Origin of the sequence: Bradyrhizobium sp. LTSP849 (genome assembly GCF_000938255.1) — a bacterium.
Classification (GTDB): domain Bacteria; phylum Pseudomonadota; class Alphaproteobacteria; order Rhizobiales; family Xanthobacteraceae; genus Bradyrhizobium.
Map to the genome: position 1 here is coordinate 1 of NZ_JYMR01000056.1, position 14,266 is coordinate 14,266.

General features: G+C 59.5%; 13 protein-coding genes. All 13 read left to right on the plus strand.

The window, feature by feature from the left end:
• Window positions 1-35 precede the first annotated feature (35 nt).
• The 13 genes from tnpA (at window position 36) to UB31_RS37265 (ending at window position 14,251) form a co-directional block, all read left to right on the plus strand.
• Window positions 36-431, plus strand: a complete 396-nt coding sequence (tnpA, locus tag UB31_RS37210) for an IS66-like element accessory protein TnpA (RefSeq protein ID WP_044999804.1) — start codon at window positions 36-38, stop codon at window positions 429-431.
• Window positions 428-775, plus strand: a complete 348-nt coding sequence (gene tnpB, locus UB31_RS37215; RefSeq protein ID WP_044999806.1) for an IS66 family insertion sequence element accessory protein TnpB — start codon at window positions 428-430, stop codon at window positions 773-775. The genes tnpA and tnpB overlap by 4 nt, the downstream gene beginning before the upstream one ends.
• A gap of 70 nt (window positions 776-845) precedes the next feature.
• On the plus strand, window positions 846-2,474 hold the full coding sequence (tnpC, locus tag UB31_RS37220; protein WP_044999807.1) for an IS66 family transposase: 1,629 nt from the start codon (window positions 846-848) through the stop codon (window positions 2,472-2,474).
• A 317-nt stretch (window positions 2,475-2,791) separates the two neighbouring features.
• A complete protein-coding gene (locus tag UB31_RS43080) occupies window positions 2,792-3,085 on the plus strand; it encodes a ketopantoate reductase C-terminal domain-containing protein (protein ID WP_502691327.1) in 294 nt (97 codons plus the stop codon).
• Between the two features lie 8 nt (window positions 3,086-3,093).
• Window positions 3,094-4,188: a mandelate racemase/muconate lactonizing enzyme family protein gene (locus UB31_RS37225; RefSeq protein WP_197087386.1), complete on the plus strand. Its 1,095-nt coding sequence runs from the start codon at window positions 3,094-3,096 to the stop codon at window positions 4,186-4,188.
• 29 nt (window positions 4,189-4,217) lie between these two features.
• Entirely contained in the window at window positions 4,218-5,117 is a 900-nt protein-coding gene (locus UB31_RS37230; RefSeq protein WP_050032061.1) for an N-acyl homoserine lactonase family protein, read from the plus strand.
• Window positions 5,118-5,460: 343 nt separating this feature from the next.
• Entirely contained in the window at window positions 5,461-7,170 is a 1,710-nt protein-coding gene (locus UB31_RS37235; protein WP_082078770.1) for a PQQ-dependent dehydrogenase, methanol/ethanol family, read from the plus strand.
• Window positions 7,171-7,245: 75 nt separating this feature from the next.
• The gene (locus UB31_RS37240; protein WP_050032068.1) at window positions 7,246-8,457 is read left to right on the plus strand and encodes a c-type cytochrome; all 1,212 of its coding nucleotides are present in this window, start codon (window positions 7,246-7,248) and stop codon (window positions 8,455-8,457) included.
• Between the two features lie 123 nt (window positions 8,458-8,580).
• Window positions 8,581-8,985 carry a VOC family protein gene (locus UB31_RS37245; protein WP_245305548.1) on the plus strand — a complete coding sequence of 135 codons (405 nt, stop codon included), beginning with the start codon at window positions 8,581-8,583 and terminating at the stop codon, window positions 8,983-8,985.
• 274 nt (window positions 8,986-9,259) lie between these two features.
• Entirely contained in the window at window positions 9,260-10,102 is an 843-nt protein-coding gene (locus UB31_RS37250) for an oxidoreductase (RefSeq protein WP_045006606.1), read from the plus strand.
• A gap of 422 nt (window positions 10,103-10,524) precedes the next feature.
• Window positions 10,525-11,010, plus strand: coding sequence for a (2Fe-2S)-binding protein (locus tag UB31_RS37255; protein ID WP_045006605.1), 486 nt, complete (start codon window positions 10,525-10,527; stop codon window positions 11,008-11,010).
• Window positions 11,011-11,096: 86 nt separating this feature from the next.
• Entirely contained in the window at window positions 11,097-13,445 is a 2,349-nt protein-coding gene (locus UB31_RS37260) for a xanthine dehydrogenase family protein molybdopterin-binding subunit (protein ID WP_045014450.1), read from the plus strand.
• 11 nt (window positions 13,446-13,456) lie between these two features.
• Window positions 13,457-14,251, plus strand: coding sequence for an FAD binding domain-containing protein (locus UB31_RS37265; protein WP_045014451.1), 795 nt, complete (start codon window positions 13,457-13,459; stop codon window positions 14,249-14,251).
• Window positions 14,252-14,266 lie beyond the last annotated feature (15 nt).

Below are 14,266 nucleotides of genomic sequence, written 5' to 3' on the forward strand. Positions count from 1 at the left end.
TGTTGGATTAGTCCAATTGGTGCGTAACAGTCCTTATGGACAGCCATAAGCGCAGTACTCAGCTTGAACGGCTTGAGGTGGTCGAGACTGGTCGCCGGCGACGCTGGTCGGATGACGAAAAGCTGCGGATCGTGACCGAAAGCTTTCAAGCGCCGCGCGCGATATCGTCGACAGCAAGACGCCATGGCATATCACGTTCGTTGCTGATGACATGGCGGCGCTCGTTCGGTCCCGAGCCGATCAGCCCTCAAAGCGAGCAATCCGGCTTTGCGCGGGTCGTCCTTGCCGCTGAGGTCGAGCCGGCGGTTGCTGCCACAGCGACGAGCGGGCAGATGGTGATCGTCGTTGGCCGGGATCGTCGGGTGATTGTCGATGCGGGCGTCGATGCGGCCGCCCTGGCGCGGGTGCTGCAGGTTCTGGAGCGTCGATGATCCCAGTCTCTTCGAGCGCACGCATCTGGATTGCGACCGGCTACACTGACATGCGCAAGGGCATGCAGGGTTTGTCATTATTGGTGCAGGAAAGCCTTGGTCGCGATCCGTTCGCCGGAGATGTCTTCGTGTTCCGCGGACGCGGCGGTTCGCTGATCAAGGCCTTGTGGCACGATGGAATTGGATTGTCGCTCTACGCGAAGCGGTTGGACCGTGGCCGTTTTGTCTGGCCGGCGACGGTGGGCGGTGTGGTGGGGCTGAGCGCGGCGCAGATGAGTTATCTGCTGGAGGCGATCGACTGGCGCAATCCGCAGCACACGTGGCGGCCACAGAGCGCAGGATAGGCTCAAAAAAGTTCTGAGGTGCGGAAGAAAAGACGCCTCAAATCGCCTCTTTTGTGATTCCATCGGGGCCATGGGTGACGGCCTTGAATCGCTGCCAGACGACATCGAAACGCTGCAAGCGGCATTGATCGTTGCTCGGGCGGAGGCTGCGGCCGCCCGTGCCCGGCAGTCCGACGACCAGGCGTTGATCGCCCATCTGAAGCTGCAGATCGAGAAACTCAACCGCGACCGCCATGGTCCGCGCTCGGAGCGTACCGCGCGGCTATTGGATCAGCTTGAACTGACGCTGGAGGAGCTGGAGAGTTCGGCGACGGAGGACGAACTCGCCGCCGAAATGGCCGCGGCCAAAACCACGAAGGTGGCGTCGTTCACGCGCAAGCGGCCGTCACGCCAGCCGTTCCCGGAGCATCTACCTCGCGAGCGGGTGATCGTGCCGGGACCTGTGGCGTGCGCCTGCTGTGGCGGCGCGCGGCTGTCCAAGCTCGGCGAGGACATCACCGAGACGCTGGAGGTGATCCCGAAATCCTGGAAAGTGATCCAGCACGTCCGCGAGAAGTTTACTTGCCGTGATTGCGAGAAGATCAGCCAGGCTCCGGCGCCGTTCCATGTGCTTGCCCGCGGCTGGGCGGGGCCAAGCCTGCTGGCGATGGTGCTGTTCGAGAAGTTTGGTCAACATCAGCCGCTGAACCGGCAAGCGGAGCGCTATGCCAAGGAGGGCGTGCCGATCAGTCTGTCGACCCTGGCCGACCAGGTCGGCGGCTGCACCGCGGCGCTGGCACCTTTGTTCAAGCGCCTCGAGGCCTACGTACTGAGCGCCGAGCGATTGCACGGGGACGACACCACGGTTCCGGTCCTGGCCAAAGGCAAGACCGACACCGGCCGGATCTGGGTCTATGTGCGCGACGACAAGCCTTTTGGAGGGCAGGCCCCGCCGGGCGCGGTGTTCTATTACTCGCGCGATCGGGCCGGCGAGCATCCCCAGGCTCACTTGGCCAACTACAGCGGAATCTTCCAGGCCGATGCCTATGGCGGCTATGGCAGGCTTTACGAACCGGGCCGCAACGCAGGTCCGATCCTGGAAGCCGCGTGCTGGGTCCATGCCCGGCGGCCGTTCTTCGTGATGGCTGATCTGGCCGAGAATGCGCGTCGCAAGGCTCAGGGCAAGAGGCCGGCAGTGATCTCGCCGCTGGCGCTGGAAACAGTCCGCCGGATCGACGCCCTGTTCGAGATCGAGCGGACCATCAACGGTCAGAGCGCCGAAAGGCGCCAGGCAGTTCGCCGGGAACTCAGCGCGCCGCTCGTGGCCGATCTGGAAGCCTGGATGCGCACACAACGCGCCAAGCTCTCGCGCAGCAACGATGTCGCCAAGGCCATGGACTACATGCTCAAGCGCTGGAGCGCATTTACCCGCTTCCTCGATGACGGCCGCATCTGCCTGTCCAACAATGCGGCGGAGCGTGGCGTGCGCGGCATCGCTTTAGGTCGGAAGTCGTGGTTGTTCTGCGGCTCGGATCGCGGCGGCGAGCGGGCGGCGGTGATGTACAGCCTGATCGTCACCGCCAAGATGAACGACGTCGATCCGCAAGCCTGGCTCGCCGACGTTCTGGCGCGCATCGCCGAGCATCCCGTCCAAAGGCTCGACGAACTGCTGCCATGGAATTGGCGCTCTGCCATCCGGAACGTTGATCAAGCCGCCTGAGCCGAAAATGACCCGCGCGCGGTCTTCGCCGGATGCTTACACTTTAGCTTATGTCTCCTTCGTACGAACGTGAATGTCCGTTGTCCGGTGCACACTGTTTCGTTGAGCGATCGAGTGAGATCGACGTTGTATGTTTGGAAGCGATGGATCCGTCCTATCGTCGACTTACTTAGTTAGATCAGTCCGTTTCAGCCCGCTGACACGGCGGGATGCGCGTTCGCGGGCAGTTTTGACTTATGGGCACAGCCCGCCGGCCTGTTCACAATCTGCAGCCGAGATAAGTGCAATCTGAATTATTCGTTTTTCGGATCGGCGTTGTGCCCTTACCAAGGAAACACGGCCTCAAAGAGGACTGGATCGTCGCAAGGACGGAAACCACTACCGCTATACGAAGTGCGATCGGTCCGATCCGGGAGAATCGGCAGACACGGGCGTTCCTGCACGACGTCATGCGGGAGGTTGTTGCGGTTGGGAACGCCCATGGTGCGGAGCTTTCGGGCCATTGCCGATGTCCTCGCATTACGCGAGGCCGGCGCGCCTGCCGCATACGAGACGAGGTCAATGGAGAGCTACGGTGCCACTTGACCAGGAAACTGCAGACCGAGATGTGAAGATTGCAATGATCGAGGTCATTGTAGTCAGTATCCCGTTCGCAGGAGGCAGTAAGTCAGCCGAATCGGCCTGGGGAAGAAAGAATGCCGGGAGCGCCGACTCATTGCTGGTCAAGGTAACGACCGAGGGCGGAATTATCGGCTGGGGCGAGGCGTTCGGCTTCACTGCAATTCCCGCCGTCAAAGCTGCGATAGAACAGGTTATCGCTCCCTTGTGTATCGGCCTCAGCGCGCTGAACATCGGATCGTTGATGCTCGACGTTCAGAAGCGCCTTCACATATTCGGGCGAAGCGGCGCCATCATGTTCGGGATTTCCGCGATCGATATTGCGTTATGGGATATCCTGGGAAAGGCAACCGGCCAACCCCTCCACCGGCTTTTGGGTGGCTCAGCAGCATCCGAGCTGACCTGTTACGCAAGTCTTGTTCGCTATACTGACCCGCAGCTTCTCGTCGCGAACGTCGATCGAGCTCTGGCCGATGGCTTCTCCCATTTGAAGCTCCATGAGATCACCGTGGATGCAGTTCGGGAGGCACGAAAAGCTGCTGGCGATAACGTGGAAATCACGCTGGACGTCAACTGCCCATGGACCGTGCGTCAGGCCCTCGATATGAGCGCTAAGCTGCGACCTTTCAATCTGCGCTGGCTGGAAGAACCCATTTGGCCTCCAGAGAACTTTGGCGGTTTGGCTCGATTGCGTCGTGAGGGTGGAATACCCATTGCGGCAGGGGAAAATGTTTCAACGTTGGTGGAGTTCCAACAAATGCTTTCGGCTGGCGCGGTCGACTTCGTTCAGCCCAGCCCGGCCAAGATGGGAGGCATCTCGGAACTTCAGAAAGTGTTCTCGCTTGCGGCGGCAAGCGCGACCGAGGTGATGGTCCACTCGTTCTATGATGGCCCCGGGTTGCTCGCGAGTGTACACGCAAGCGCCGCACTAGGCTCGAAAGACTCGCTGGTGGAGTGGCGGTACTTCGACCTTGAGGCACAGCTATATGGCGATGCAATGCGGCCGAGGAACGGAACGATTGTCGTTCCCCAAGGGCCTGGTCTGGGATTCGACCCTGATGCCGACGTAGTTCGGAGCTTCCGAGTCCGAAGTTGAGTTCTTTTCAGCGATCGACGGATAGAAACATGCTTCTCAGGCGCTATCTTGTTTACGCAGGTGTGTTGTTGCTCCTGGTACTATCTGTCTCCGTGGGTACCAAGAATGTTTCTTCGCGAGAGTTGCCGGACACGAGTAGCGCCGGTTTCGTGGAGAAGCTCTACAGGCTGGATTGCGGGCACTCGCTTGCCAACGATCAATCGGTTTGGACTCCGGGCGAAAACCAAGGGCGCAGCATCGAGTTTTCATCAACCTGCTGGCTGATTAAACGCGGAAACCAATGGTTGCTCTGGGATACTGGAGTGCCGGAGGCGACGGTTAACGATCCGAACGGTTGGTCGACACTGCCTAAGCTGATCGTCTATCGCTTGGACAAGACTCTAACGAGTCAGCTTGCGGAGATCGGTCTCAAGCCATCCGACGTCGCCTATGTCGCCATTTCCCACACCCACGGGGACCACATCGGTAATGTCGGCCTGTTTCCTGATGCGAGGATCCTAATGCAGCGCGCGGAGTATGAGTGGATCCATGGAAGCAATGGGCCAAACGAAAACGTGAATCAGCTGATGGCGCTGGCGCGCCGCCTGCTTGGAAATCCCAGGGGTATGCGACTGCTTGACGGAGATCTCGACGTATTCGATGACGGAAGTGTTACGCTCATATCCACCCCGGGACATACACCCGGTAGCCAGTCGCTGCTCGTCCACCTCAGAAATTCCGGCTTCATCATACTGTCGGGCGATGTCGTCCATCTCGAAGAGAATTTCGCCAAGAGCAGGGTTCCTTCGCTCAATACGGATAAACAGGCATCCGTCGAATCGATGGACAAGATCAGGCAGATCATCAAGACCTACGATGCCACAATGTTCATCGATCACGACAAGAAGCAAACCGACGGCCTTAAGTTGCTGCCGGCATTTTATGACTGACTTGTTGTGAACCGCCAGCTCTTCAAATTCGCCGACAGTTCCGCGATCGTTGATCGAAAGGTCAAAGCGTCGTTCCGCCGTCCAGGTAACGTTGACACGCACAACATGGCCGGCAGCATGCAAACATATCGCGGATGTGTGCGGACCGTTCGTCCAGGTTTTTCGGCTGCGAATGGTCGGCCGGTCCTGCCGTTGTTTCGCTTGAAGGGACAGTGTCTTTCTAGCGGGAGATCTTCGAACCCGCAGCAATCGTCGTACACTAGCGTCCAGAATCGACGGCTGCGCGTCGGTACGCGCGTCGCCACTTGTCGAGCAGGCGATAACAATGTCCAGGAGGAAACGAATGACGGGCAGAAAGTTCATTGCGGCCATTTCGATCGCCATCGGTGCGGCTGCCGCAGCGTCCGTTGCCGGTGCCAACGACTCGGTCGTCAAGGCCGTCGCGAATACCGATCAGTGGGCGATCGCCGGCCACGACTACGGCAATACGCGCTTCAGTCCTCTCAGTCAGATCAATTCTGACAACGCCAGCAAACTGTCCCTGGCCTATTCGTTTTCGCTCGGTTCGCTGCGGTCGAACGAGTCGTCGCCGATCGTGATCGGAAACACGCTGTATGTCTCGACCTCATGGGGTCCGAAATATGTTTACGCGCTCGACGCCGCGACCGGCGCACGCAAGTGGACCTATGAGCCGGAGATTCCGGACGATGTGTTGCAGTACGCCTGCTGCGACGTGGACAACCGCGGCGTCACCTTTGCGGATGGAAAGATTTTCGTTGGCCGGCTCGACGGCAAGTTGACGGCGCTCAACGCAGAAACAGGTGTGGAACTCTGGACGACTGAGGTCGTCGACTACAAGCAAGGGTCAGTCATCACTTCTCCTCCGCTGGTCGTGCGCGACAAGGTGATTACTGGCTTCGGTGGCGGCGAATATGGTGTTCGCGGTGCGCTTCAGGCGTTCGATTTGAATACGGGTAGGCAGGTCTGGAAAACATTTACCGTCCCGGCGCCGGGGGAGCCCGCGAGCGAAACCTGGAAAGGTGACACAGGATTGAGGGGCGGCGGAGTTCCGTGGCTGGTCGGCTCGTACGATGCTAAGACCGATACCGTCTATTGGGGTACCAGCAACGCGGGCCCGTGGAATACTAGCGTCCGTTCTACCGGCGACGGAAATTTCGGAAAACTGACAAACTTGTACACATCCTCGACGCTTGCGCTTGATCCGAATACCGGCAAGATCAAGTGGCATATTCAGAGTACCCCGGCCGACGCGTGGGACTACGACGGCGTTAATGAGAATGTTCTGGCCGACCTGAGCATCGGCGGCAGCACGGTTCCCGCTTTGATGAAAGCTGACCGCAACGGCTTCTTCTTCGTCGCCAATCGCGAAACCGGTAAGCTTCTGTCGGCCGAGAAGTTCGTCTTCGCCAATTGGGCGGAAAAGTGGGACGTCGCGACGTTGCGCGCTGTCGAGAATCCCGACAAACGTCCGGGACCTGGCCATCCAGTCAAGGACATCTGCCCGAACGTGATCGGCGGCAAGAACTGGCAGCCGATGTCATTCAATCCGCAGTCCGGGCTGGTCTATATTCCGTCCAACAATTTCTGCATGGACTTTTCAAACACCGATGTCTCGTATAAGCGCGGCCTGTTCTATCTGGGCGCCGATTTCCCAGCCAAAGAAGGTCCGGGGGGGTTCCTTGGTGAGTTGATTGCGTGGGACCCGGTCAATAACAAGAAGGTGTGGTCAATCAAGCAGGACCTACCGTTCAACGGCGGCACGTTGACCACCGGTGGAAATCTGGTCTTCTACGGCAACCTGCACGGTGACTTCCACGCAATTGATGCCGCCAACGGCAAAATCCTTTGGAAGAAGAACCTTGGTTCCGGCATCGGAGCCGGCCCCGTGACCTACGCTGTCGATGGCAAGCAATATGTCGCCGTCGTCGTTGGTCGTACGGCTTCCATTCCCGCATTCCTGGGAGAGATCGGAAAGAAGATGACGGCAGCTGCACCTGAAGGTGGCTCGCTCTTCGTATTTGCCGTTCAATAGCCGACCAATCGGGCATCGTCCGTCGCACCAGCGCGCTGTGTGACGGACGTCGTGCACAACAGAGGGGAACCGTGGATGTCAGTGAACGTCACGGGCAACTTCAAGGTATCATGCGGAAAAGTCTACGTACTCTTGCGAGCGAGTCCTCTTGCGTTGATAGCTATTCTTGCGCCGGTTGGTGCGAGCTTCAGCGTCGATGCGGACGACGTCAAGCCGCTGCGCTTATGCGCAGATCCGACTAATCTACCGTACTCCAGCGATGATGCTTCCGAGCCAGGATTCTACCTCGAGGTCGGTCAGGCGATCGGAAAGGCGCTGGGCCGTCCTGTGACTTACAATTGGTACAAGACCTATTTTGGCAAGCGCAGCGTGCGCGTCACCTTGCTGGGAAAGAAATGCGACGCAATGATGGGCTTGCCACTCTCCGACGACTTCATGGGGCCTTCGGTTATCTTCTCTCGAAAGATTTCGGAGCAGGCCTACGCCCTCGTCACGGGGAAAGAGCTAGTCGTCGGCAGCATTGACGATCTGAGGGGGAAGCGGGTGGCGGTCCAGTACCAAACGACACCACAAAACCTGCTCGCTCTTCGGGATGATATCGAAAAAGTCACCGTAATGAGCCCGGACGAAGGCATGAAGGCGCTGGATCTCGGTACGGCGGAGGTCGCCTTTGTCTGGGGGCCAACTGCCGGCTGGCTTAACAAGACGCAATACCAAAACCGCTACAAGATCCGCACCGTCGAAGGGAAGGGTTTATCTTGGGACGCCGCGATCGGATTTGCAAAAACCTCGGTAGAACTCCGCGATCAGGTCGATGCGGTCTTGCCGGACCTCGATCAGACAATCGGTGATCTGGCCACAAAATATGGTTTGCCAAGCGACACGTCGACTAGGCTCCTGGTATCCGAAAACTCGCCGAGTCTCCTCGTCCCTCCGACCGCCGCGACAGAGGTTCCTTCTGCTGCGCACTCCCCCTCGGTTACATCGAAGGACTCGAAAGCACATGCAGGTGACTCCGCCAGTACCGAGGCGGGCAGGGAAATCTTCAATTCAACGTGCGCCCATTGCCACGGGACCGACGCAGTGCAGGGCGAGCGTCGGATCGATCTCCGAAGATTGCAGCTTCGTTACGGCGAGAATGCGCGCTCGACGTTCTGGACAACTGTCCACGAGGGGCGTCCTTCGAAAGGCATGCCGGCCTGGAAAGACGTCTTTACCGACGAGGATTTCGACAACATGTATGCCTATCTGACCACCGTGCAGGCCTCGGCCGGTTCCGCGAATTGAAGGGGCCCGCCAGAATCTCGGACCTAATTCGATCGACCGGTGTGTTCGGCTACCGCTTGAATGAGAAATGCTTCACCAACGCGCGCGAGTGCCAGGAGATGAACTATGCAGGATAGTGTCCCGTTGACGGCCGGCGTCGATCACGTCGGACTTGCCGTGAAGGATCTGGCGCTTGCGCGTGGCTTCTTTTGTGATTGCCTTGGCTGGAGAGTCGTTGGCGAAAACCAGAATTATCCTGCGGCGTTCGTGTCCGACGGAAATGGAATCGTAACGCTCTGGCAAGTCGAGGATCCCGAGACATGCGTCCCGTTCGACCGCCGTCGCAACATTGGCTTGCATCATCTTGCTCTGAAGGTTGTGGACCGCAGCGCGCTTGACGCATTGCACGCCCGTGTCGCAGCATGGCCCGGCATCGTGGTTGAGTTTGCGCCGGAACGATCTGGCAAGGGCCCGAAGGTGCACTTTATGGTGCGAGAGCCGGGCGGTACCCGGGTCGAGTTCGCCTGCGTTTCCCCTGCCGTCGGATAGCGAGATCGAATCCTGCAACGCAACGGGCCCATGCGGTTGGCATATCGCTGCAACGACGATCAGGACCGGCGTCTTCTGAAGATGGTGAGCTTGATTGCCATTTTCGTGCTGTCACTGGGCGCTTCTCGGTGTCGCGTAGGAGATCGCGAGGGTTGATGGTCCGGATGGGCGTTGGCGGTCATGGTGAGGATCTCAGCGAGTGCGAGGTTTCTCGCTCGCAACAATACATACCCGCTGCCGGCAATCCGCGCCGCGCGCGACCACGGAGAAGTTTATGACGACGCATGCTAGGCGCAGCATCCTGATTACCGGCGCTGGCTCCGGGTTGGGGAGAGCATTTGCAACTGAGGCGCTTTCATCCGGACACTCGGTCGTAGGGACGGTGCGGAGCGAGGAGGCCAGGTTGGCCTTCGAGGCAATGCATCCGTCGCGAGCCCGGGCCTTGCTACTCGACGTCACCGACTTCGCGGCAATCGGTTCTGCGGTGGCGAAGGTTGAAAGCGAAATTGCTCCGATCGATGTTCTCGTGAATAATGCCGGATATGGGCACGAAGGTATTCTCGAAGAGTCTCCGCTGGAGGAGATTAAGCGTCAATTCGACGTAAACGTGTTCGGCGCAGTTGCGATGATGAAGGCTGTGCTGCCAAGCATGCGCGGGAGGCGCCGTGGACATGTCATCAACATCACTTCGATGGCCGGATACGTGGGTTTGGCGGGCATCGCCTACTACGCGGGGAGTAAGTTCGCTCTCGAGGGTATCTCCGAGGTGCTGGCGAAGGAGGTTCGTCACCTCGGCATCCGGGTAACGGCGATCGCGCCAGGCTCCTTCCGAACCGACTGGGCAGGGCGGTCGATGGTTCGGAGTCCGCGGAGCATAACCGATTACGACTCACTCTTTGATCCTGTCCGGCAAGCCCGCGCGGAAAAGAGTGGAAACCAATCTGGAGATCCCGTCCAGGCCGCGCGAGCGCTGCTGAGGGTCGTGGAAGCCGAGGACCCGCCGGTGCATCTTCTCCTTGGTACCGATGCCCTGAAGCTGGTTCGCCAAAAACTGGAATCGCTTCGACACGAGATCGATGCTTGGGAATCGATGACGCGATCGACTGAATATGCATAGGATGCCGAAGGTGACATGCTCAAGCGGCGGGCCTCGCGACATTTTTGTCGGCCGGGCTTCCAGTCTCACGGTTGGAGAATGCTTCCAACGAGTGGTTGAAGTGGTACATCGCTGTTATTGAGCAGTCTGGTACCACTGATTTCATATCGACCGGAGCTATGGCCGCTTTATGCGTTCAAATAAAACTGACGAACAGCTGCGGCTGTTGCGGTGTGGAGCCGAACCGACGCTCGCAAGGTTTTGGATGATGCGTAGACCCAGACCGTATGTGCGAGGTGTCGTGGTCTATCTCGCACCTCGCGTATTCGCGTTACGATAGTGACGCAGCGATACTGACAGTTTGTATCCGCAAACCAATGTGCGGACTTCCGTGTGCTATCTCGCGAGAGGTGCTCGGAAGTGAAAGGGCGGGAGGTTCAGGCGTGCCGACAGTCGATTTGACGATCAACGGGAAGGCTGTATCTGTAGACGTTGAGGATAGAACCCTCCTTGTTCACGTCTTGCGCGAAAACCTCAATCTGACCGGCACCCATGTCGGCTGTGATACCAGCCAGTGCGGCGCCTGCGTCGTCCATGTCGACGGGCGAGCGGTAAAATCCTGCACCATGCTGGCGGGACAGGCCGCAGGCTGCGACGTCACCACCATTGAAGGCATTGCCAACGGCGACGAGCTGCACCCGATGCAGGCTGCGTTCCGCGACAACCACGGCCTGCAGTGCGGCTACTGCACCCCGGGCATGATCATGTCGTCAATCGACATCGTGAACCGCTATGGCGGCAAACTAGACGAGACGACCGTCCGGCACGAGCTCGAAGGCAACATCTGCCGCTGCACCGGATACCACAATATCGTCAAATCGGTGCTGGACGCGGCCGGCCGCATGAAGGTCTCGCAGGCGGCGGAATAGCTGCCGCAGACCATCGGCTTGAATTGATGACCGCTGCGTTTCGATGGAAACCGCAGAAACAATAACTCCGGTCGGGAGGACAGGACATGGGCGTTGAGGGCATTGGCGCAAGCGTCAAACGTAAGGAAGACCGCCGCTTTATTACCGGCAAGGGCCGCTACGTTGACGACATCAAGTTGGTGGGCCTGATACACGCGCATTTCACCCGTAGTCCACACGCGCATGCCAAGGTCAAGGGCATCGATTCATCCGAAGCGATGAAGATGCCCGGCGTGGTCGCGGTGCTCACCGGCCAGCAAATCGTCGATGACAAGGTCGGCAATTTGATCTGCGGCTGGGCCATCACGTCGAAAGACGGCTCGCCGATGAAGATGGGGGCGTGGCCGGCGATGGCGCCGGAGACTGTGCGCTTCGTGGGGCAGGCGGTCGCTGTCGTAATCGCCGAAACCAAGAATCAGGCTAAGGACGCCGCGGAGGCCGTCGTCGTCGATTATGAAGAGCTTGAGGCCGTGCCCGATATCCGCGCCGCCATCAAGCGGGGCGCGCCGCAGTTGCATCCGGAAGCGCCGGGCAATGTGGTCTACGACTGGCATATCGGCGACGAGGCCGCGGTAAAAGGCGCCTTTGCCAAGGCCGCGAACGTGGTGGAAATGGACCTCACCAACAACCGCCTTGCGCCGAACCCGATGGAACCGCGCTCGGCGATCGCCGACTACGACACGGCCGAAGAGCACTACACGCTCTACACGACTTCGCAGAATCCGCATGTCGCCCGTCTCGTTCTGTCGGCCTTCTACAACATCGCGCCCGAGCACAAGCTGCGGGTTATTGCGCCTGACGTCGGCGGGGGCTTCGGCTCCAAGATCTACATCTATCCGGAAGAGATGGTGGCGCTGTGGGCGTCGAAGAAGGTCGGCCGCCCGGTGAAGTGGACCAGTGATCGGACCGAAGCCTTCCTCACCGATCACCATGGCCGCGACCATATCTCGAAGGCGGAGATGGCGTTCGACAAGGACAACAAGATCCTGGGGCTTCGGGTCAAGACCCACGCCAATTTCGGCGCCTACATGTCGCTGTTCTCGTCAGCGGTACCGACCTATCTCTATGCAACGCTGTTGTCCGGCCAGTACATGATCCCGGCCATCTATGCCGAGGTGATGGGTGTCTACACCAACACCACGCCGGTCGATGCCTACAGAGGTGCGGGGAGGCCCGAGGCGAGCTATCTGCTGGAGCGCATGATGGAAACCGCGGCGCGTCAGTTGAAGGTCGATCCGACTGAACTGCGTCGTAAGAACTTCATTACGACGTTTCCGTATCAGACGCCTGTGATCATGGCCTATGACATCGGCGATTTCGGCGCTTCGCTCGATGCCGCGATGAAAGCGATCGATTACGCTGGCTTCGCGGGCCGCAAGGCCAAAGCCAAGTCGGAAGGCAAGCTGCGCGGCATTGGCGTCTCCTGCTACATCGAGGCCTGCGGCATCGCACCGTCAAAGGCAGTAGGCAGCCTGGGCGCCGGTGTCGGCTTGTGGGAATCGGCGGAAGTCCGCGTCAATCCGGTCGGGACCATCGAGATCCTCACAGGATCGCACAGCCACGGCCAGGGTCATGAGACGACGTTCGCGCAGTTGATTTCCGAGCGCTTGGGCGTCCCGATCAGCCAGGTACAGATCATCCACGGCGACACCGACAAGGTGCAGTTCGGTATGGGCACCTACGGTTCGCGCTCGCTCGCGGTCGGTGGGACGGCCATCATCAAGGCGATGGAGAAGGTCGAGGCCAAGGCCAAGAAGATCGCAGCCCACGCGCTGGAGGCTTCCGAGGGCGACATCGTGATCGAGAACGGTGAGTTCAAGGTTGCCGGCACCGACAAGTCGATCGCGCTACCGATGGTGGCGCTTGCCGCTTATACCGCGCACAACCTGCCTGACGGCATGGAGCCTGGTCTGAAAGAAACCGCCTTCTACGACCCGACCAACTTCACCTTCCCGGCGGGCACCTATATCTGCGAGCTCGAGGTCGATGCCGGCACTGGAAAGACTTCGTTTGTCAATTTTGTTGCGGCCGATGATTTCGGCCGGTTGATCAACCCGATGATCGTCGAGGGCCAGGTCCATGGTGGGCTTGCGCAAGGTATCGGCCAAGCGCTGCTCGAGCACGCCGTCTATGATACCAACGGGCAGCCCGTGACGGCGTCATTTATGGACTACGCTATGCCGCGCGCCGACGACTTGCCGTCGTTCCAGTTGAGCCACACCACCACGCTGTGTCCGGGCAATCCGCTCGGCGTCAAGGGCTGCGGCGAGGCCGGCGCGATCGGCGCATCTGCCGCCGTGATCAACGCGATCACGGATGCCATCGACAACAACAAACTCGAAATGCCGGCGACGCCCAATCGAGTCTGGCACGCCATTCACGGCAAAGCGCGATAGGGAGCATTGCCATGTACGAGACAACTTACCACCGCGCCTCCAGCGTTGACGAAGCCGCTACGATGTTCACTAAAGGCTCGGAATCGAAATACCTTGCCGGCGGCCATACGCTGATTCCCGTCATGAAGCAGCGTCTAGCGTCGCCCTCCGACATTATCGATCTCGGAAGGATCAAGGAACTCATCGGCATCGAAGCGTCAGGTGACGCGGTGACGGTCAAGGCAGCGACGACTCACTGCGATGTGGCTACCAGCAAGACTGTGCAAACGGCTATTCCGGCGCTGGCGTACCTCGCTTCGCTGATCGGTGATCCGGCCGTGCGACATCGTGGCACCATCGGCGGCTCGCTCGCCAACAACGATCCCGCCGCAGATTATCCGGCCGCGGTTCTGGCGATGGGCGCCACCATCAAGACCAACAAGCGCTCAATTGCGGCAGATGATTTCTTCGAGGGCTTGTTCGCAACCGCGCTGGAGGAGGGCGAGATCATCACCGCCGTGTCTTTCCCGGTCCCGGCGAAGGCCGGCTATGCCAAATTTCCTCATCCGGCCTCGCGTTTTGCATTGGTCGGTGTGTTCGTGGCTAAGACCAAATCGGGCGAGGTTCGTGTTGCCGTGACGGGAGCTTCGCAAAGCGGCGTCCTGCGAGTAACGGCCGTAGAGTCGGCCTTGCAGGCGGACTGGTCGGCGGCCGCACTCGACGATGTCGCGATCTCAGACGACGGCTTGTTCAACGATCTTCATGGCTCCTCGGACTATCGCGCCCACCTGATCAAGGTGATGGCGCAGCGAGCGCTGGCGGGTTGAACCGTTTGGACTAGC

Coding starts and splice junctions, on each gene's coding strand:
- tnpA (WP_044999804.1), top strand. CDS start 36: ATGGACAGCCATAAGCGCAGTACTCAGCTTGAACGGCTTGAGGTGGTC.
- tnpB (WP_044999806.1), top strand. CDS start 428: ATGATCCCAGTCTCTTCGAGCGCACGCATCTGGATTGCGACCGGCTAC.
- tnpC (WP_044999807.1), top strand. CDS start 846: ATGGGTGACGGCCTTGAATCGCTGCCAGACGACATCGAAACGCTGCAA.
- UB31_RS37225 (WP_197087386.1), top strand. CDS start 3,094: ATGATCGAGGTCATTGTAGTCAGTATCCCGTTCGCAGGAGGCAGTAAG.
- UB31_RS37230 (WP_050032061.1), top strand. CDS start 4,218: ATGCTTCTCAGGCGCTATCTTGTTTACGCAGGTGTGTTGTTGCTCCTG.
- UB31_RS37235 (WP_082078770.1), top strand. CDS start 5,461: ATGACGGGCAGAAAGTTCATTGCGGCCATTTCGATCGCCATCGGTGCG.
- UB31_RS37240 (WP_050032068.1), top strand. CDS start 7,246: ATGTCAGTGAACGTCACGGGCAACTTCAAGGTATCATGCGGAAAAGTC.
- UB31_RS37250 (WP_045006606.1), top strand. CDS start 9,260: ATGACGACGCATGCTAGGCGCAGCATCCTGATTACCGGCGCTGGCTCC.
- UB31_RS37260 (WP_045014450.1), top strand. CDS start 11,097: ATGGGCGTTGAGGGCATTGGCGCAAGCGTCAAACGTAAGGAAGACCGC.
- UB31_RS37265 (WP_045014451.1), top strand. CDS start 13,457: ATGTACGAGACAACTTACCACCGCGCCTCCAGCGTTGACGAAGCCGCT.